Origin of the sequence: Pandoraea commovens (genome assembly GCF_902459615.1) — a bacterium.
Taxonomy (GTDB): Bacteria; Pseudomonadota; Gammaproteobacteria; order Burkholderiales; family Burkholderiaceae; genus Pandoraea; species Pandoraea commovens.
Map to the genome: position 1 here is coordinate 763,091 of NZ_CABPSA010000002.1, position 18,251 is coordinate 781,341.

An 18,251-nucleotide genomic window follows, 5' to 3' on the forward strand; every position below is an offset into this window, starting at 1 on the left:
CGGCGTACAGGAATTCCGACAAGGTGTAGTTCGACTTGATAGCGGGCGTCTGTACAGGCTGAACGGCCACGACATCCGGCGCTCGGCAATGCATCGGTGCGTCACCCGTATGGCCCCCGACGCAAACCTGGAGCGAACCGCCTTGCGTGCCAGGTCCCTCTGGTGCCGATTCGCGCATCGCGCCCCAGGGGACGGCGCTCCTTGCCGGTGCCGTCAGATTGGCGACGAAGAGGAGGGCGAATGCTGCGGGCCATGCGCCTCTGGCCACCGGGGCTGCCGACGCAGCCGGGGCAGAGTGAGGGGGGGCCCTGCGCGATATCCGAGTGCGGTCTGCACGACCGGTGTCGAGGGCGCGGGCCGTATGAGCATGGCGGAATGTTCTGGCGAGCGGGTTGCCGGACGCACCCCGCGTTCGCGAAGAGAACTCCGAAGCACGCAATCCGTAGCGAGGCACGGACCCGATGACATGGCAATGTGATGGATAAAGCATGGCAACGTCTCCGAAGGTGCGTCCAGTCACGACGCGCGATGAGCATGAATGGGGAAATCGAACAGTGCGCGTCGCGTGATGACGCAGACATTCACGTTCAGCGTTCCGGCACGCCTGCCGCCGGCGCCTCGTCCGGCGACGATGGCGTGTCCGGTGGTATCAGCATGTTGAGGATGCTGTTGCTCTCACTGCCAAAACTCATCGGGCTGTTGCCGCTACTGCCGCTGCTGCCACTGGCGGCGCTGGCCGCGCTACGCGGCCGCGAGCCTTGGTGCGATCCCGTCAGAGGGCGCGTGATCGAGACGGTGAAGGGATGACCTTCGCCGTGCCCCATCGTGGCGAGGACTTCATCCAGTTGGCGCTGAATGTCGAGGTCGCTGTCCGATTCGATGAACCCCGTGGCTTTGGCTCGACCCCAGGGGTCGAGAATGAGTGTGGAGTCGCGTGTAAGAAGGATCGCGCGCGCAAACACGCGTCTGCCGATGCCATCCGGACGGCCATAGATCGCCGGTTGCGGGGTGGCCAGATGCAGCATGTCGATGAGCGCCTCCTCTTCCGTGTAGAGCACGACGACGTGCGAGGCGCGGTTCATCGGATTGAGCGTGATCATGCGAATCCTCTCTTCGGGCACACCGCTTTCGATCAGCAGATGGAAGAGTATCTCGGCGTTCTCCTGACAGAAAGCCTCGGCGTGTGGATTGTCGGAGTAATACATTGCGGTGGCCGCCGCCGTCTCCCGCTGCTGTTGCAGCAACGGCGCTTCGCGGTCGATGTTGCGCATCGCTTTGCGCAGTGCGGCGCGGTGTCCGACGATCGAATAGTCGCGTGTCGCGCGCAGGTCGGCACGGTTGCCGCGCAACAGTTGTAGGCTGCTCAGACTGCCAAAGGCGGTGTGAATGGCGTCTTGTGTGTCGATTTCGGGCAGATGCGAGATCGCCGCTGCGATGGTCATCCATTCGTCCACGATGCTGTCGGACCCGGGTATGTTCTTGCTTTGCCCGCACCCGCCGCCGCATAGCCGCAATGGGGCATCGGCGCGCCACTCGCGGGTCTCGGGGTTGAGCGTCACCGGCACCTGAGCCTTGTCGTGACGCGGGGCATCGACGAACCAGACGTTTTCGTGCGCTCCCTTCGTCACGCGGTAATAGCCGTTGTCACCCGAGAGATAGTGGTGCCCGTCGATCAACGTCACGCGTCTGGCGTCGCCGGGCGGCAGGCGATCTGCGGAGATGGTCTGCTCGTAGCCGACCAGATACTCACGTTCGCCTGCAATCGTCGGGGATGAGGCCGGTGCTTCGATAGGTGCCGCCGACAAAGTGTCCGCTTCGCGTCTGAGACCGTCGACATCCAGCGCCTGCGCATCTGATGGGGGCGGACGACGAATGACCTGAGCCTGGCCTTGACCGGCATGCGGCTTCGGTTCAATGGGTAGGTGAAGCGTCTCGGCGTCCGAGGCCGCCACGCGAGGCGCCGCGACTTCCGTCTGTTGGCTGCCTTGCCACGCGCGCGGATCGAGCACTCGCGTCAACATCACCATGTCCTCCCCAACGGGCGGCTTGCCTTCGATCTGCTGGGCCGCGACATACGAAACGTCGCCGGGTATGCGGCTCAGGCGCACCTGGGGAATCAGGCTCGTGGACAAGTCCAGCACCTTGCCGCCGCGCTTGACGGACTTGCGTGTTTCGCGCGCAATCGATTCGTCGGCGAAGACCTCGTATGCGTCGCCCAACGAAGCGCCGAATTCCTCGAACGGCGCGCGCGATGCGGCGATGATCCTCAGCAAGTCCAGCAACGTGTAGTCGGTCTTGAGGTATGTGCGCTCGACGAGACGGATGTCGACGTCGTCAGGCGTGGACGTACCGTTCGCCGACGCTTCGGTCTGCGGCGCGAGTGCCTGGCCTGATCCAGGTTGCGAAAGAAAGTAGTTGTCGTCATTCGTATCGGCGACGAGATGTCGACGCGGAATGGCGCCAGCGCCCGGTGACACAAGATTTGCCACGAACAACACGGCGAATGCGGCCGGCCAGATGCCGGGCGCACGCTGCGCCGCGCTCGACGCGCAGGTCGTTTGTGGGACATCGTGAGTGTGATGGGCGGTACGATGTGCATATCGCGCCCGACGGAATGTGACATGAAAGCTGTCGGACACTCCGGCCGACGACGCACGATGCTGACGTGCGGGTGACAGCCCGTAGTGGGGTGTGAAGTGCCGGGGACTGTGATGCAAGGCGTGCGGCATGGCGTCCTCTCCCGAAGTAGTGGGCCACCGTTTTCGGCGCATGTGCAGCACCATGACGTTTCGGTGGCCCGGGAGATGAAGACTGCCATCGCACCGATGCGCAGGGCTTACGCATCGGTCAGAGCGTCTGTCGTTTTTGGATGCTAGTTATTTCGGATGGCGATGTAAATGATGGATACCCGCGAAGCGTTTCATCCGGTGAAAGAGACCGCTTCACGTCGCCGTCGACGCCGGATTTCCGCTACTTCCGGAACTGCTGGACCCTTTCGAACCCCGCGAGCCACGTGATTCGCTCGGGCTCGGCCGCTGTGCGCGTGCACGATCACGAGGGGCCGGATAAGGGCGCGTCAGCGAGACCCGGAAAGGCTTCCCGGGCCGGTGTCCAGTGTCGGACAACGCAATATCCAGCTCGCTCATCAGTGCCTCGATACTGTCCGCATCGACGAACGAGGAGGCTTTGACACGGCTCCACGGGTCGAGAAGAACGGTGGAGTCGCGCGTCAGGAACAGCGCCGCAGTGAAGCGCTCTCCACTGATGCCGTCGACGTAGCCCTCGACCGGTGGTTGCGGCGTCGACAGATCGAGAAGATCGATGAAATGATCCGACTCGGTATAGAGCACCATGACGTGCGCGGGCTGACTCTTGGGTTGCACCGTCATGATGCGGATGTGATGACTGGGAACGCCACGCGCGAGCAGATAGTGGAACAGAATCTCGGCGTTCTCCTGACAGAACGCTTCCGGACTGAGGTCATAGATACCGGTGTCGATATAGGTGTCGTAATGAATCGCCGTGATCTCGGCGGCTTCGCGCTGTTGCTCAAATAGCGTCGCGTACGGATCGAGACGCATCAACTGCGGCACCAGAATCTTCCGGTGGCCGACGATGGAGTTGTCGCGTAGCGACCGCAAGTCTTCACGATTGGTGCGTAGCAGATGCAGGTGACTGAGATCGTGATAGGCAAGCTGAATGGAGTCCCGCACGTCGCGGTCGGGAATGTGGCGAATCGCATCGGCGATCTGGTTCTGACTCATCGCAACGCTGTCGGGCGTCGACTCCCGGCTCGGACCGCAACCGCCGCCGCATAGCCGCAGCGGTGGTTGTACCTGCCATCGCCCGGTCTGCGGATCGTACGTCACGGGCACCTGAGCGCGGGTGCCGCGTGGCGCGTCGACCAGCCACTGATTCGCACGCGGTGAATTGGTCAGACGATAGAACCCGGCCTCTCCGCCGAGATAGTGGCGAGCATCGACGACGAACAACTGTGGATGTGACGTGTCTGGGTGCGCCCCGGGCGGGAGCGCCTGTTCGTACCCCTGGAGATGATCGCGCTCGCCTTCGATGCGGGGTTCGTCAAGTCTCTCCGAGACACTGGCGTCAGCAGGCGCAGCCGCAACGACGTCGCCTTCGGCGCTGCCTGCGACATCGAGAACCTCGTGAGCCGACGCGGGACGCTCAGCGACCAACACTTCCGAAGCCACGAGACCTGCCGAGGAATCACCCGTGCGTGTCGGCAATGACGCACCTAGCGTGCGTGGATCGCTCATCTGGATCAAGGAAGCGATGCGTTCGGCATTCGTAGGTTTGCCCTCGGCCGCATCGGCCGCCGCTTCCGCTAGATGGCCGCCGAGACGCGCGCTTTGCACCGACGGAATCAACGCAGTCACCATGTCGATAAACGCGCCGACGTCCTTCACCGTCTCCAGCGTTTCCCGGTCCAGTTCTTCGCCAGCGACGAGGACATGCATCTCGTTGATCGCCTTCCCCAGATTCTGGAACGGTGAGCTCGATGCGCCGAACGCGCGCATCAACTGCGGCAAGGAGTAGTCGGACTGGATGGCGGCGTGTTGGACGGGCGCGCGTTGCACATCGTCCAGGGTGCCTGCGGCGACATCGGAGATATGGAGCGCAGCATCACCGCCGATGTCCTCTGCGGGGCGGCGATCGTTACGCGAGAAGGGAAGTCGCGGCCCCGCCAATGTGTGGGGCACGAGATTGGCGACGACGGCCAGTGCGAATATCGTCTGCCATTGGCCGACGGACGACGCTCGCCCCGATGCGCTGCGGCACGGACCGGTCGCCGCTGCGACGTGCGTACGCGGCGAGGCGCGCGTCCCGCGAAAATGACGCGGAAACTCATGTCCACCGTAGCGGCTGCTCTGGCGACGGTTGGCGGTAGGGGAAAGTCTGTAGCAGGGCGCGGAACCGATCGCGCGATGGTGTGGCATATGCGACATGGGATGGCCTCCTTAAACCACATAAGGGCACAAAAGGCGGGCCGTGCATGTATTGCCGAAGACAGTGTCATGCGCCAGCCCGGGTGGAGGAGCTTGCCACTGGCAGGCGCGCGGATGCTTGCGTTTCGTTGGGTCGCGCTGTCGATTCTGCGAATTTGCGAGGGGATGCCGATGTTGTCATACGGCGCGAGACGAAAGCCGCCTCGCGCCGCGATACATCAGCCTGCCAGACGCTTGCGCGTGTCGTCGTACTCCTGCTTCAGGCGCGCAACGATGTCCGCCGCCGGACGCACATCGTCCATCAACCCCACGCCCTGACCCGCACCCCAGATATCCTTCCACGCTTTCGCCTTGGAGAAGTTCATCGCGGTCTTGTCGGCGGTGGGCAGGTTCTCGGGATCGAGACCCGCATTCAGAATGCTCTGGCGGATGTAGTTGCCCGACACGCCGGTGAAGAGGTTCGTGTAGACAATGTCGTTGGCGCTGGCGTCGACGATGGCTTGCTTGTAGGTGTCGCTCGCGTTCGCCTCGGTGGACGCGATGAAGCGCGTGCCGATGTAGGCGAGGTCCGCGCCCATCGCCTGCGCAGCGAGAATCGACCCGCCGTTGGCAATCGAGCCGGAGAGCACGATGGGGCCGTCGAAGATCTTGCGCACTTCGCCCACGAGCGCGAACGGCGAGAGCATGCCTGCATGACCGCCCGCGCCGGCGGCCACGAGAATCAGACCATCCACACCGGCTTCGAGCGCCTTGTTGGCATGACGCAGATTGATGACGTCGTGCAGCACGATGCCACCGTAGCTGTGCACGGCGTCGAGCACTTCCTTGGGCGGTGCGCGCAGGCTCGTGATGAAGATCGGCACGCGATGCTCGACACACACGCGCACGTCATGCTCAAGCCGTTGATTCGACTGATGCACGATCTGGTTGACGGCGAGCGGGCCGACGACGGCGTCCGGATTCGCCGCCTTGTACGACGCAAGTTCTTCGGTGATGCGCGACAACCAGTCTTCGAGAATCTGCGGCTCGCGCGCGTTGAGCGCGGGGAACGAGCCGACGATACCGGCCTTGCATTGCGCGAGCACCAGTTCCGGGTAGCTCACGATGAACATCGGCGACGCCACGACAGGCAACGCCAGGTTTTGCAGAATCTTGGGAAGGGCCATGAAGTCTCCTGAGGCAGGACGTTCGGTGTGCGCTCGCCGGTACGTGAGAGTCGGGTCGCGGCATGGCTGTCACGGCAATTTCGCGAACGATCGTTCGATTATAGGGGGATTCGGACGTCGCCCGGTGAGCGGTCACTCGAAGAAAGCTTCGGTTCCGATGCGCTGATTGCCGCCGTATCAGGGAAAGTCCTCTTGGGTCGATGCCCTGTGCTGACTACGATATAGACGCGTGCCCGGGGGACACCGGTAGCCGGTGTCGCAGGACGAGCGCCGCGTTAGCGACCGCAGCGCTCGTCCGGCACGTCACGTCCTCAAACGCCGCTTGCCGTCACTGGCGAGCGGCGTTATTTTTTTGCCACCGAAAAGGGGGCGTGCACCCGCTCACACGGCGTGCAACGTGTCCGTCTCGGCGTCGTAGCGCAGCGCACCGGCTTTGACCAGTTCCGCGACGAGCGTGTCGAGTAACGCAGGCCACCCGGAAGGCGGAGCGAGCATCGCTGCCGCATTACGCCAGGCGCGCGCCGTGTCGAGCGTCGCTTTGAGCATTGCGCCCGTCATCTGTCCTTGCGCCATCAACTTGAACACGATCAGCACCTTCAGCGCGTTGCGGGCATTGCGGGCGGGATCGCTTTGCAGATAGTCGAGTCGTCCGCGCGCGGCGGCGAGCGCACCGTCGATGTCGTCGAACGGCTTGCCATGTCCGGGAATCACCAGCGAGACGTCGAACTGCTCGATGAGGTCGAGCACGGCGGCCTGCTCGGTGAATCCCGACTCGCCGTCGAGTTCCGGGAAGATCACGCCGAAGCCGCGCTCCCAGAGCGCGTCGCCGGAGATGAGAATGCCGTCGGCGGCGTTGTAGAGCATCAGCGCGTGCGGATCGTGTCCCGGCGCGCCGAGTACCAGCCATTCGTGCTCGCCGAGCGCGATGGTGTCGCCGGGCGAGAGCGTGTCGTCGAACGTAAAGCGTGCGCATTGCTGGCCGGTCGCGTCGAACGACAGGCGGTGCTCGTCCCAGTGACGCACGGGATCGGCCTCGGCGGCGGGCACCCACGTGCGGCAGCCGTAGCGGGCCTGCAACGCCGCATTGCCGCCACAGTGGTCGGAATGCAGGTGCGTGTTGATGAGGCGGGCGAGGGTTCGGCCTTCGGGCAGCGCGTGCGCCACGAGGGCCAGCGTTTGCTCCGAGTGACTGACGTAGCCGCTGTCGACGAGCGCGGGCTCGTCGCCGAGGAACAGCACATTGTTCGATGAGAGCCAGCCGCGCTCGAACACGCGCAACCCGGCGGGCAGGGTAAGCGAGGTCATTGGGCGTATCTCGTTAGGCGTTGGAGATGTTCTTTAGCTTGCGCCAGCGATCAGGCGGGCTTGGCGCAGACGAGGATCTTGGCTGTCGCCGCAATCACCGTCTCGCCGTGCTGATTCACGGCCTCACCGTCGAGCGACACGATGTCGCCTGCCAGCTTCTCTTTCCACAGACTGTCGGTGACCGTCCAGCGCACGGTGATGTCGTCGCCCGCATGCACGGCGCGGCGAAGCTTCATGTCGAACTCCAGACCGAGCGGTTGCGCCGTCTTCGAGTAGTGCGTAGCGAGGAGTGCTGCGAGATACGACATCTGCTGCGTACCCGACGAGATCAGTCCCCCGAAACGCGGATCGGCTGCGGCGTACTCGGCGTCGAGATGCAGCGGATTGAAATCGTGCGCAAGCGTGGAGAATTCGCGGATCGAATCCGGCGAGAAGTGGTGGCTGGCGGAGAACGTCTCGCCGACGGCAACGATTTTTCCCATGAGTAATGACGATAGTTGGGCAGAAATTGCGTGAGTGGCGTGAGTGGCGGTGCGTATCGCGAAATGGGCTAGGCGTCGCCCGCGCCCGGCTTGCTCACGACCACGCGACGATGCATCTCGGGCGGCGCTTCATGCTCCGCGCGGCGTGCGGGCAGCAGCGACCAGACGAGGCGTTTGGCGTCGTCCGCCATCGTTGACCATGCGGCGATCTCGTCGAGGGTGCGCCAACAGCCCGAGCACCAGCCCGTCGCAGGATTCATGCGGCAGATGTTGGTGCAGGGCGACGGGACAGGAGAGTCGAACGAGGTCATGAGCGTGCGTCGGGCGCGTGAGGTATCGGTTTCAGATGGGCAGGCCGAGCTTGGCCGCTTTCTCGCGCAATTTGCCGTGAAAGCGTTCCTGATCGACGATCACGCGCTCATGCGTGCCTGAACTGACCTTGTCGAGACCGTCCCAGGCGGCGACTTCGAAGCGCAGCGTGCGCCCGTCGACGTCGATCAGCTTGCCCCGGATGCGCAACGTGTCACCCGCAGGCGTCGCCGCCAGATGCGTGAAGGAGACGAGCGTGCCGAGCGATTGCTCGCGCGGCCAGTCCAGATACGGACGGATCGCCTGGAGACACGCGCACTCGAGAATGCCCGCGAGATAGCCCGTGGCCAGCACCGCAGGCATGTCGCGGCAGAGTTCGACATCGTCGTAGAGTTCGGGGACCACGGCCTTCTTCGGCACGCGATACGTCCACTCGAATGTCAGGCCCGGCACAAGTTCTGGGCTCGGCATGGCAGGTCTCCTTGTTCTTGTGAGCGGTGACGGGGCGTCGACCGTGCGTCGTCAGCTACGCAGCGCGACGTCGACGACCGGTGCGCCCGTCATTGCCACCAATTGCTGCGGCGTGAGGTTGAACACGGCGTGCGGGTGCCCGGCGGCGGCCCACAGGCTCGCGAGCTTCAGCAGGTCTTCGTCGATCAGCGTGACGGGGGAGACGACGTGCCCGATCGGGCTCACGCCGCCAATCGAGTAACCGGTCTTTTCCTTGACGAAGCGGGCGTCGGCGCGGGCCAGTTCGCCCACCTGCGCGGCGACCTTCTTCTCATCCACGCGGTTGATGCCGCTGGCAATGACGAGCACCGGCGTGTCGTCGGCCGCGCGACGGAAGATGATCGACTTGGCGATCTGTGCGACTTCGCAGCCCAGGCCTGCGGCCGCTTCCGCCGAGGTCTTGCCGGTGGCGGGCAGCAGCACGATCGGCTGGTCGTGGCCCATGCCCGCGAGCAGCCGTGCGACGTGGCGCGCACCTTCGGGCAGTTGATGTTCGTCGGCGGATTCGGGGATCTGTGGCGAGTCGCTCATGGTCGGGTCGGTCGGGTCCGTGGGGCGCTTCAGGGGGCCGCGTTAATTAGTCGAGGCAGCGGCGTCTTTCAGCTTCGCGAGCATTGCGCGGCCCACGCGCGAGGCGTTCGGGCGGCCGATGGCTTGCGAAATGAAGTCGCCCGTGTGCACGACCGCTTCGAGATCGATGCCTGTTTCGATGCCCAGCCCTTGCAGCAGATACAGCACGTCTTCCGTCGCCACGTTGCCGGTCGCACCCTTGGCGTACGGACAGCCGCCGAGACCGGCGACGGACGAATGGAAGATCGAGATGCCCGAAAGCAGCGCGGCGTAGATGTTAGCCGTCGCCTGACCGTAGGTGTCGTGGAAGTGTCCCGACAGACGCTCGATGGGGAACACCTTCGCGCAGGCGTCCATGACTTCGCGCGTGCGGGTGGGCGTACCGACCCCGATGGTGTCGGCAATGTCGATCTCGTCGCAACCGAGTGCGGCAAGTCGCTTGACGACGTCCACCACGCTCGCGACCGGCACTTCACCCTGATACGGGCAGCCGAGTGCGCACGAGATGCTGCCGCGCAGACGCAGACCTGCCTCTTTGGCGGCGCGGGCGACCGGCTCGAATCGCGTGATGCTCTCTTCGATGGAGCAGTTGATGTTGCGTTGCGAGAAGGCTTCGCTCGCGGCGGCGAAGATCACCACTTCGTCCGCCTTCGCGGCGACCGCGCCTTCGAAGCCGCGCATGTTCGGGGTGAGCACCGAATAGATCGTGCCCGGACGACGCGTGATGCCAGCCATGACTTCGGCCCCATCGGCCATCTGCGGCACCCACTTCGGCGACACGAACGACGTCGCCTCGATGTTGGCGAAGCCCGCGGCCGAGAGACGGTCGATCAGCGCGATCTTGATATCCGTAGCGACGGGCTGCTTTTCGTTTTGCAGGCCGTCGCGCGGGCCGACTTCGACCACTTTCACACGTTGCGGCAGATGAGATGCGGACATGGGGATCGGTCTCCTCTAATTCGTCTGGTGGGATCGGCCGCGACGCGCCCGGCGGCGGCTCAGTCGTTTTGTTGGTTCGCTCGTTCGCTCAATAGCCGCGCGTTAGGTCGACGATGCCGGTAATGGCTTCGCCGCGTGACATCGCGGCAATCTTTCCTGCGATCTGCGCGACCGTCTCGTCACGTAGCGTCAGCGCCGAGATGTGCGGCGTGACGGTGACCTTCGGGGCGCGCCAGAACGGATGCTCGGCCGGTAACGGCTCGGTGCGGAACACGTCGAGCGTGGCACCGGCGATCTGGCCGCTGTCGAGGGCGGCCAGCAGGTCGTCGTCGACCAGATGTGCGCCGCGTGCCACGTTGATCAGGTACGCGCCCTGCGCGAGCTTCGCAAACAGGTCGGCGTTCAGCGCGTCTACCGTTTGCGGCGTGAGCGGCAGCAGGTTGACGAGAATGCGTGCGCCCGACACGCAGGCGTCGAACCCTGCATCGCCGTGATAGAGAGTGATGCCCGTGTCGTCCTGACGCTCGCTACGGCTCCACGCGCGCACCGGAAACCCGAACGTCTTCAGCGCTTTGGCCACGTGCGCGCCGAGCGTGCCGTAACCCAGTACCGCGACGGGGAAGTCGGCGAGCCGGTTCGGCTTCTGGAATTTCCACTGGCGTTCGGTTTGCTGGGTCTGGAAGTCGTCGAGGCGGCGGAAGTACCGCAGTGCGGCGGCGCTGACGTATTGCGCCATCTGGTCGGCCATGCCCGCATCTTCGAGGCGCACGAGCGGAACGCCCGGCGGCAGACGGTGCGCGCTCTCGCCGTGCGCACCGAGCACGCCATCGACGCCCGCCCCCATATTGAAGATCGCCTTCAGGCGCTCACGAGGTTGCAGGACTTCGGCGTTCGGCTTCCACAGCACGATGTAGTCGGCGGGGGCCGTGTCGCCCGGCTGCCAGCCACGGATGTTGGCCTGCGGCAGATGCTCGGCGAGGCCGGTTTCATAGGCGGCAGTCTTGCCGTCCGGAGAGAAGATCAGGATGTCCATGAGGTGCGCGGCAGGCGTGGGTGGACGCGTGCCGTCGCAACAGCTGCGTTCACTCGATTTACGTTAACGTCAAGTGTAACGCAGCTTCGGCTCGCCCATGTATTGGGGCGAGGCCTGAGCCAGAGGCTCAGTCGCGGGCGGCCGCGCGCAGGGTTTCGAGCTTGACCGCGAAATTGTGGTTGTCGTCCGCGACCCAGACTTCGCCGTCCTGAATCGTGCATTGCAGGCGCATCGTGCGCGAGGCCAGCGCCGTCAGGGCTTCGGCGGATTCGTCGTCGAGCATCCGCACGGTGAGGTTCGACAGACGGTTGATCTCCTTCTCGGTCGCCTGCCACCACACGGCGGCGGGCTTGCCGCCGTAGGCGATCACGTCGACATGCTCGGCACGGCCTGCTGCTTTGACCAGACGACGGGCATCCGGCTGGCCGACATCGATCCAGCGAACGATATCGCCGCCGAAATCGTGCTCCCAGAGGTCCGGCTCGTCGGCCGTGGAAATGCCCTTGCCGAACGAGAGGCGCTCGCCCGCATACAACATGAATGCGAGCACGCGCACCATCATGCGCTCGTCGGTTTCCGACGGATGACGGGCAATCGTGAGGTTGTGGGATGCGTAGTAGTGACGGTCGAGGTCGGTGATTTGCACCTCGGCCTTATAGATAGTGGCTTTGAGCGCCATGCAGGGAAACCGCAGGATTGAAGAAAGTCGCAAGCATACACCAGGCGGTGTGGCGTTCTGTGTGAGGCCCCGTCACGTCCGTCACGTCCGTTACGCCCGTGGCGCACCGCAGCAAAGGGTTTGCAAGCTCGGTATACTGGCGCCTTCGTCTTACCTGATGTATCCCCCATGCCGGTTCCTGCACCGCAAACGATCGACGTCAACGGCTACCCGATGGCCTACGTCGAAACCCCCGCCCCCGCCGACGCTGTCGGCGCGCCGCTAGTGCTGGTTCACGGATCGCTTTGCGACTACCGATACTTCAAACCGAATATGGCCCCGCTGGGGCAGCGTCGGCGCGTCATTTCGGTCAGCCTGCGTCACTATTTTCCCGAAGCCTGGAATGGCCACGACGGTGAGTTCTCCGGTGAGCAACACGCCGAAGACCTCGCGGCCTTCATTACGGCGCTCGGGGTCGGCCCCCTCCACGTGCTGGGCCATTCGCGCGGCGGCTATGTCGCGCTGCGCACCGCGTTGCTCGCACCCGACACCGTCCGCTCGCTGATCCTCGCCGACCCGGGCGTAGAAATCAGCGGCGGCCCGGTGCAGATTCCGCTCGACAGCGAGCGCGGCAATTTCCGTGAAGCGGCATTGAAAGCCATCGAAGCGGGCGATATCGACGGTGGTCTCGCACTCTTTATCGATACGGTGAGCGGTCCGGACACTTGGCGTCGCATGGTGCCGTGGTTCAAACAGATGGTGCGCGACAATGCGCGCACCCTGATCGGGCAGGTCGCCGAACCGCGCACGCCGCTGCCGATCGACGCCCTCGGCGCACTCCACGCGCCGGTGCTGCTGATGGGCGGCGCCGAAAGTCCCGCGCCGTATCCGGACGTGCTCAATGCGCTGGCGTATGCGATGCCCGAAGCGCGTCGCATGGTGATTCAGGACGCGTCGCACGGCATGAATCTCGCCAATCCGATCGCATTTCACCGCGCGGTCGACGCCTTCCTCGGCACCGACTGATCCGGCGAGCGCAGCGTCGGGCCTGGCGTCCTGCCCTCGCGCTGCCTCACGCGCATTGCCTGTCGTACGCGCTTTCTGCCGGTCGCGACTTCCAATTTCATTCGTCACGCAACAACCCGTGACCCAGCCGCAGGCTCAGGGTGCGGACCAGATCGGCCATCCATGCCTGATCGCGATCGGACAACTTCTGCATGGCACGATTGAGCGACGGATACGGATCGCAGGGGACCGACACGCTCGGGCCGATGTCCGCCGCCATGCCGCTCGACGCGTCGAATGCCAGCAACTCATGCGGGGGCAGTCCCAGCGTGTCGGCAAGAATACAGATGTTGCGCAGCGAGATGTTGCGTTTGCCGCGCTCGACACCACTCAGATAGGAACGTGCGAGACCGCTCTCCAGCGCAAGTTTGTCCTGCGCCCAGTTGTACTTCTTGCGCAAACCGGCGAGATGTCTGCCGAATCGAAATAAATTGGTGTCCATAAAAAAGTTTCCTTGTTCGGGACGAGAAGATTGGAACAAAAAGTCCGGCATCGGGGACGGTGCCTCGGGTGTCCCTCGTTTGTGAGGCACGAACTACCGGGAGCGTCGCGCAGATTTTTTGCGGACTTTCGGAGAAGGCACAACGAGTGCAGTCGCTCTGACGGTGACGGCGGCGCTATTTCGCGTACCGCCGTACTGCACCGACGCGCTGTGAGGTGTCGTGTCGCTCTCCCGTCAACCAGCGCCGCGCAGTGTGACACTGGTCTGACCGGTAGAAGTAGAGCGGGGATTCTGAAAGGTTCCGCGTTGGGATGTCACTCGATGATGACGAGCCGAGCCGGATATTGTGTCCAGCGTCGTGGAATTGCGGTAGGCGTCGACTCGCTGTCGCTCCTGTCGTCGTTGACGCGCACGTCGCCGCGTTCTCTTCGTTCGGTGACGACGCGGTCCGCGCAAGAGCGGCTATTTTTAATAGGTTAATCAGTCACTTTTACGAGACGAATCATCGCGCAACGCCCCCCGTGTGGCAGAGGGACTTTGCGCGATGTCCTAAGCACTAATGGCGTGGCGATGGCACACGCTTTCGACCATGCCTCGTTCGCGCACTCATTCGCGTTCTTCTCTGCTGGCAGGCCAGCGCAGTGGGTCCTCTTGCGCCACGACGTTCGTGCCCGGCGCTGTGGCCGCGCGGGGCGATCGATCCATTTCGCCGTCCTGTCGACGGTCCGGATCGCCGATGCGGTGAGAGACCTCGCTCGCCTGCGCGTCGGCATGCGTCACGTTGACTTCTGAAGACGCTTCCGAGATGGCCGGGTACCGGGTGGGCGAGGTAGAGGGGGGGTGATGGTGGACGGGAAATCCGGCGTCCAGGTCCCCACTGTCGTCGGGCGTGTCGTCGTCGAATGCACCCGCATGCGCGCCGACGGACGTCGTGCCGTGGGAAGACTGCGCGTAGGCGCTCGTGGCGGACGGCGGCGCCGCGTGACTCAGGCGTGAGCTGAGACTGCGGATGATCTCTGCGAGCCAGACCTGATCGCGGTTCTCCAGCTTGCACAGTGACCGGCTGATCTGCGGCAGCGGCGTGCGCTCGGAGGCCACCGCCACGTCTTCTGCACCGCCTGCGGCGGCCTGAGCGAAACGCAGCATTTCGGACGTTGGCACGCCCAGCGTGTCTGCCAACACGCAAATGTTGACGAGAGCGACATTGCGTCTGCCCCGTTCGATACCGCTGACATACGAGCGTGCCAGACCGCTCTCTAGGGCAAGCTTCTCCTGCGACCAGCCGCGCGCCTTACGCAAGCGGGCCAGATGGTCTCCGAACAGGGCGAGTGGATTGGTTTGCATGGCGAACTCCGTTGACGAGTCACACAGCGTAATCAATCCCCCCGCGCCCTGCGACGTTATATCGCTCTCCTCCCCATGCGTGACGGGCGGGCCTCTATAAAGAGTCGGTGACGCTAATAGCGCAAAATTTATCGGACGCTTCCCAATTCATCCGCCACAGCGGGCATCGGTTCACGCGCTTTGCGAATCGGCAGATGCCAGTTTTCGCCGAGTGCCACCCCCGCGAGAATCAGCGCGCCGCCCAGAAGGTGATAACCGGCGAGATGCTCTCCGAGACCGAAGGCTGCGATCAGGGCCGTGAAGATCGGCACCAGATTGATGACGACGGTCGCGCGACGCGGGCCGATGCGCGCAACGCCGATCATCCAGATGAACGGGGCGGCGATGGACACCGGGATCGTCGCGAAGGCCAGCTCCGGCAGGTTGTCCATCGAAATGCCTGCCTTCTCCGAGATCAGATAGAACGGCAACAGCGCGATGACCGCGAACATGATCTGCGCGTACAGCGACGGCAGCGGGGCGAGCGGCAGATGCCATTTGCGCAGCAGCACGCAGTACACGGCGTACGCGAGCATGGCGGCGACCATCATGGCGTCGCCCACACCGATGCCCTGATCGGCGAGATGCAGCAGCGAGCCGTGTCCGACGACCAGCAGCACGCCACCGATCGACATCAAGCCACCGGCCAGCGCACCGGCGGTGAGGGCGTCGCCCAGCAGCATGACCGCGAGCGTGAGGGTCGTGAGGGGCAGCAGCGCCAGAATGATCCCCATATTGGTGGCACTCGTGTAATGCGCTGCCGAATAGGCTAGGCCCTGATAGATCGCCATACCCAGCACGCCAAGGGTGGCGTATTGCGCCATATGGGGCGCAAATTGACGGCGGGCGCGCCACAACGCGGGCAACGCAAACGGCGTGAGCAGCAACGCGGCGGCGAACCAGCGCAGGAACGCAATCTCAGCAGGGAAGATGTGACCGACGGCAAGCTTGTTGACGATCACGTTGGCCGACCAGATAAGCACTGCGGTCAGCGGCAGAATGAAATTAGCCATGATGTATGCGATGTGCCGGTCGGGGGGCGACCGGCGGGTGTCTTACGAACTGAGGCAAATTGTCCGCCCTAAAGGTATCCGTCGCATAGCGAATTTCAGACAAACGATAAGGGATTTCGGACGTGACGTCCGTGGCTATATTGACCACCCTCAACGTCAGGCGCTTCGGAATCGCTCGCCGACGTTGCCGCAGGTAGAATGGCGCCATCGGGTCCTTGCGGTGACCGTAAGCCAATGTGTTCGCACGCACAAAGCGCGATGCCCGGCCCCACGGTGCGATGACATCGTGCGCGTATTTCGTAGTCCGTCGTTCTTGATTCGTGGTCCGTGGTTCGTGCAGGTTGATCGGAGCAGCATGGTGTCAGTGAGTCAGCAAGACAGCAACGCGCGCGCCGACGGCACGCTACAACACCGAAGGACGGGGACCGCCGCTTCGGCGTCTGCCGCTGCCGGTGTCGATCCCGCCGTCGCAGGCAAGGGCAAGCGTTTCGTACGACGCATCTACCGTCTGCGGACCATCGGTCTGGGCATCGGATTCTTCTGTGTCGCAGGCGTCTTCTATCGACTCGATCCCCCCACGCCGCTGTGGCTGTGGGCGCTTGTGATCTTCCACGGTTTCGTCTGGCCGCATCTGGCCTGTGTACTCGCGCTGTCGCGCCCGGTCCCTTACCGCGCCGAGCGCACGAATCTGATGATCGATGCGGCATTCGGTGGCTTCTGGGTCGCTGCAATGCAGTTCAATCTGCTGCCGAGCGTCGTCGTCCTCGCGATGATGTCGATGGATAACATCGGCGCGGGCGGCGTACGGCTTTTTCTTCAGGGGCTGCTGGCCAATGTCGTTGGCGGACTGATCGGGATCGCCTTGCTTGGCTTTGTCTGGGCCCCCGCGTCCGATACCTTCAATGTCATCACGAGTTTGCCGATGGTGATTCTGTATCCCGTCGCACTCGGCAAGGTGACGTATGACCTCGCGCAGAAGCTGTCGCAGCGCTCTCGGGAAATGGAGCATCTGTCGCGACACGATGGCCTGACGGGCCTGCTCAATCGGCGGGCGTGGGAGCAGCGGCTGGCCGACATCCACGAGCATTGCGCACACACGGAGCAACCGGCGTGTCTGGTGCTGATGGATCTGGATCACTTCAAGCGCATCAACGACACGCTTGGCCACGCAGCGGGCGACTCGGCGCTACGGCGCTTTGCCGGACTGCTGCGTCAGCGTCTGCGAGAGATCGACGCGGTCGGGCGATATGGTGGGGAAGAGTTCGGTGCCGTGCTGGTCAACACCGGCGAAGTCGCGGGACGCGATCTGATGCATCGGCTGCTCGCCGATTTGCGCGCCCGTGTGGCGCAGGCAGAAGCGCAAATGCGACAGGACGAAGCGCTTCGCGTGTCGCTCACGGAGTGCACGGTGAGTATCGGGCTGGTGCCTTTTTCGAGCGCTTTCGACACCCCGCAGGCATGGCTTCAGCAAGCCGATCGTGCGTTGTATCGGGCTAAACGTCAGGGGCGCGACGGGATGGTGGTGCTTGAAGCCGGTGCCTTCGGTATGTCCGGCGCAGGGGCTGCGCCGAATCGCGAAGACGCTACCGGCGGTACAGATGCAGCAGGCGCCAAAGACGTATAGCGCCTGATGCTTACCGGCTCAACGCGTGCACAGGCGTGCAAACGCGCCACGCAGCGCCGCAGGCAGACCAGCGGCGAAATTGAACGGACGGGCCAGTGCGGCCAGACCCTCGCCATTGAGTACTCGCGCGCCTTCCAGATGCGTGGCCAGCACGCAGAAATCTTCACGGCGCATGCCCACACGCTGACACGCGTGATCGAGTTGCTTCAGGTCGTTCGGATGCAGACTGATGGTGAGGGTAATGCGCTCTGGGTCGGTGTTCATGACTTTCAATTTTCTCTTTTTCGATACATCGGGCATGACGCACGGGTAGGCGCATGCCAAACGCCCACGCGATAACGCGGGCGAGCCGGATCCGACTGCGTGGGATCGGGCCTGTAGGGCGCACATGGCGGACACGTCGGGCGAACGAAACGTCGTCAGGGTAAAGACGATTTCGGTCCGCCGATGCACGCGATGTCTGATCGTGGCGTCGGGTTGTTTTAAGTAACGCGTGGGCAATACGAGGCTGTGGGCGCGTAATCCGCCGCCTGAGTGCTGCGCGGGCGGCGGTACGGCACTAACGCGTGAGAGCGATGCCTCGTAACAACAGGGAGGGCTGACTCTCCATCCGGCCATCGCACAAGCGCCGGAATACAGCATGAGTACTGCGGGACTGCGAATTGCAACTGCGGTATTGCTTTGATGTTGCTTAGATATTGCTTAGATATTGCAGGGTACTGCGGTGATGCGAGACCTTCTGAACTACAGGACTGCGATTGATGCGTGTACAGCGATGCAGACTT

At 63.7% G+C, this 18,251-nt stretch carries 17 protein-coding genes; 2 read left to right on the plus strand and 15 right to left on the minus strand.

Annotation, left to right across the window (positions count from 1 at the left end):
- Positions 1-587: 587 nt before the first annotated feature.
- The 11 genes from PCO31010_RS09640 to PCO31010_RS09690 all read right to left on the minus strand — a co-directional run bounded on the left by PCO31010_RS09640 (position 588) and on the right by PCO31010_RS09690 (position 11,960).
- On the minus strand, positions 588-2,729 hold the full coding sequence (locus PCO31010_RS09640; RefSeq protein WP_150664041.1) for a hypothetical protein: 2,142 nt from the start codon (positions 2,727-2,729) through the stop codon (positions 588-590).
- A 213-nt stretch (positions 2,730-2,942) separates the two neighbouring features.
- Complete coding sequence (locus PCO31010_RS09645) at positions 2,943-4,967, minus strand: hypothetical protein (RefSeq protein ID WP_150664042.1); 2,025 nt, start codon at positions 4,965-4,967, stop codon at positions 2,943-2,945.
- Positions 4,968-5,185: 218 nt separating this feature from the next.
- Positions 5,186-6,133 (minus strand): NAD(P)H-dependent flavin oxidoreductase, encoded by a 948-nt coding sequence (locus PCO31010_RS09650; RefSeq protein WP_150664043.1) that lies wholly within the window; start codon positions 6,131-6,133, stop codon positions 5,186-5,188.
- Between the two features lie 381 nt (positions 6,134-6,514).
- A complete protein-coding gene (locus PCO31010_RS09655) occupies positions 6,515-7,438 on the minus strand; it encodes an MBL fold metallo-hydrolase (protein ID WP_150664044.1) in 924 nt (307 codons plus the stop codon).
- A gap of 50 nt (positions 7,439-7,488) precedes the next feature.
- Entirely contained in the window at positions 7,489-7,920 is a 432-nt protein-coding gene (locus tag PCO31010_RS09660) for a MaoC family dehydratase (RefSeq protein ID WP_150664045.1), read from the minus strand.
- A gap of 68 nt (positions 7,921-7,988) precedes the next feature.
- On the minus strand, positions 7,989-8,231 hold the full coding sequence (locus PCO31010_RS09665) for a DUF1289 domain-containing protein (protein ID WP_150664046.1): 243 nt from the start codon (positions 8,229-8,231) through the stop codon (positions 7,989-7,991).
- 31 nt (positions 8,232-8,262) lie between these two features.
- Positions 8,263-8,700 carry a thioesterase family protein gene (locus PCO31010_RS09670; RefSeq protein ID WP_150575266.1) on the minus strand — a complete coding sequence of 146 codons (438 nt, stop codon included), beginning with the start codon at positions 8,698-8,700 and terminating at the stop codon, positions 8,263-8,265.
- A gap of 51 nt (positions 8,701-8,751) precedes the next feature.
- Positions 8,752-9,270: a YbaK/EbsC family protein gene (locus tag PCO31010_RS09675; protein ID WP_150664047.1), complete on the minus strand. Its 519-nt coding sequence runs from the start codon at positions 9,268-9,270 to the stop codon at positions 8,752-8,754.
- Positions 9,271-9,312: 42 nt separating this feature from the next.
- A complete protein-coding gene (locus PCO31010_RS09680; RefSeq protein ID WP_150664048.1) occupies positions 9,313-10,248 on the minus strand; it encodes a hydroxymethylglutaryl-CoA lyase in 936 nt (311 codons plus the stop codon).
- Between the two features lie 88 nt (positions 10,249-10,336).
- Positions 10,337-11,281, minus strand: coding sequence for a 2-hydroxyacid dehydrogenase (locus PCO31010_RS09685; RefSeq protein ID WP_150664049.1), 945 nt, complete (start codon positions 11,279-11,281; stop codon positions 10,337-10,339).
- Between the two features lie 127 nt (positions 11,282-11,408).
- Positions 11,409-11,960 (minus strand): YaeQ family protein, encoded by a 552-nt coding sequence (locus tag PCO31010_RS09690; protein ID WP_150664050.1) that lies wholly within the window; start codon positions 11,958-11,960, stop codon positions 11,409-11,411.
- A gap of 168 nt (positions 11,961-12,128) precedes the next feature.
- Between PCO31010_RS09690 and PCO31010_RS09695 the strand changes: the two genes are divergently transcribed.
- Positions 12,129-12,965, plus strand: a complete 837-nt coding sequence (locus PCO31010_RS09695) for an alpha/beta fold hydrolase (protein WP_150664051.1) — start codon at positions 12,129-12,131, stop codon at positions 12,963-12,965.
- Between the two features lie 97 nt (positions 12,966-13,062).
- Here the strand turns inward: PCO31010_RS09695 and PCO31010_RS09700 are convergent, their stop codons facing one another.
- The 3 genes from PCO31010_RS09700 to PCO31010_RS09710 all read right to left on the minus strand — a co-directional run bounded on the left by PCO31010_RS09700 (position 13,063) and on the right by PCO31010_RS09710 (position 15,842).
- Positions 13,063-13,446, minus strand: a complete 384-nt coding sequence (locus tag PCO31010_RS09700) for a helix-turn-helix domain-containing protein (RefSeq protein ID WP_150664052.1) — start codon at positions 13,444-13,446, stop codon at positions 13,063-13,065.
- Positions 13,447-14,052: 606 nt separating this feature from the next.
- Entirely contained in the window at positions 14,053-14,790 is a 738-nt protein-coding gene (locus PCO31010_RS27075) for a helix-turn-helix domain-containing protein (RefSeq protein WP_281357724.1), read from the minus strand.
- Between the two features lie 128 nt (positions 14,791-14,918).
- Positions 14,919-15,842 carry a DMT family transporter gene (locus PCO31010_RS09710; RefSeq protein WP_150664053.1) on the minus strand — a complete coding sequence of 308 codons (924 nt, stop codon included), beginning with the start codon at positions 15,840-15,842 and terminating at the stop codon, positions 14,919-14,921.
- A gap of 355 nt (positions 15,843-16,197) precedes the next feature.
- On the opposite strand from PCO31010_RS09710, the gene PCO31010_RS09715 reads away from it, so the two are divergent.
- Positions 16,198-17,466: a diguanylate cyclase gene (locus PCO31010_RS09715; RefSeq protein ID WP_150664054.1), complete on the plus strand. Its 1,269-nt coding sequence runs from the start codon at positions 16,198-16,200 to the stop codon at positions 17,464-17,466.
- Between the two features lie 18 nt (positions 17,467-17,484).
- Here PCO31010_RS09715 and PCO31010_RS09720 read toward each other — a convergent pair whose 3' ends face one another.
- Entirely contained in the window at positions 17,485-17,730 is a 246-nt protein-coding gene (locus tag PCO31010_RS09720) for a hypothetical protein (protein ID WP_150575275.1), read from the minus strand.
- Positions 17,731-18,251 lie beyond the last annotated feature (521 nt).

Bases quoted from the DNA above. Each gene is read 5' to 3' on its own strand.
- PCO31010_RS09660 (WP_150664045.1), bottom strand. From the start codon at position 7,920: ATGGGAAAAATCGTTGCCGTCGGCGAGACGTTCTCCGCCAGCCACCAC.
- PCO31010_RS09690 (WP_150664050.1), bottom strand. From the start codon at position 11,960: ATGGCGCTCAAAGCCACTATCTATAAGGCCGAGGTGCAAATCACCGAC.
- PCO31010_RS09665 (WP_150664046.1), bottom strand. From the start codon at position 8,231: ATGACCTCGTTCGACTCTCCTGTCCCGTCGCCCTGCACCAACATCTGC.
- PCO31010_RS09700 (WP_150664052.1), bottom strand. From the start codon at position 13,446: ATGGACACCAATTTATTTCGATTCGGCAGACATCTCGCCGGTTTGCGC.
- PCO31010_RS09710 (WP_150664053.1), bottom strand. From the start codon at position 15,842: ATGGCTAATTTCATTCTGCCGCTGACCGCAGTGCTTATCTGGTCGGCC.
- PCO31010_RS09655 (WP_150664044.1), bottom strand. From the start codon at position 7,438: ATGACCTCGCTTACCCTGCCCGCCGGGTTGCGCGTGTTCGAGCGCGGC.
- PCO31010_RS09685 (WP_150664049.1), bottom strand. From the start codon at position 11,281: ATGGACATCCTGATCTTCTCTCCGGACGGCAAGACTGCCGCCTATGAA.
- PCO31010_RS09640 (WP_150664041.1), bottom strand. From the start codon at position 2,729: ATGCCGCACGCCTTGCATCACAGTCCCCGGCACTTCACACCCCACTAC.
- PCO31010_RS09670 (WP_150575266.1), bottom strand. From the start codon at position 8,700: ATGCCGAGCCCAGAACTTGTGCCGGGCCTGACATTCGAGTGGACGTAT.
- PCO31010_RS27075 (WP_281357724.1), bottom strand. From the start codon at position 14,790: ATGCAAACCAATCCACTCGCCCTGTTCGGAGACCATCTGGCCCGCTTG.
- PCO31010_RS09715 (WP_150664054.1), top strand. From the start codon at position 16,198: ATGGTGTCAGTGAGTCAGCAAGACAGCAACGCGCGCGCCGACGGCACG.
- PCO31010_RS09680 (WP_150664048.1), bottom strand. From the start codon at position 10,248: ATGTCCGCATCTCATCTGCCGCAACGTGTGAAAGTGGTCGAAGTCGGC.
- PCO31010_RS09650 (WP_150664043.1), bottom strand. From the start codon at position 6,133: ATGGCCCTTCCCAAGATTCTGCAAAACCTGGCGTTGCCTGTCGTGGCG.
- PCO31010_RS09695 (WP_150664051.1), top strand. From the start codon at position 12,129: ATGCCGGTTCCTGCACCGCAAACGATCGACGTCAACGGCTACCCGATG.
- PCO31010_RS09645 (WP_150664042.1), bottom strand. From the start codon at position 4,967: ATGTCGCATATGCCACACCATCGCGCGATCGGTTCCGCGCCCTGCTAC.
- PCO31010_RS09675 (WP_150664047.1), bottom strand. From the start codon at position 9,270: ATGAGCGACTCGCCACAGATCCCCGAATCCGCCGACGAACATCAACTG.
- PCO31010_RS09720 (WP_150575275.1), bottom strand. From the start codon at position 17,730: ATGAACACCGACCCAGAGCGCATTACCCTCACCATCAGTCTGCATCCG.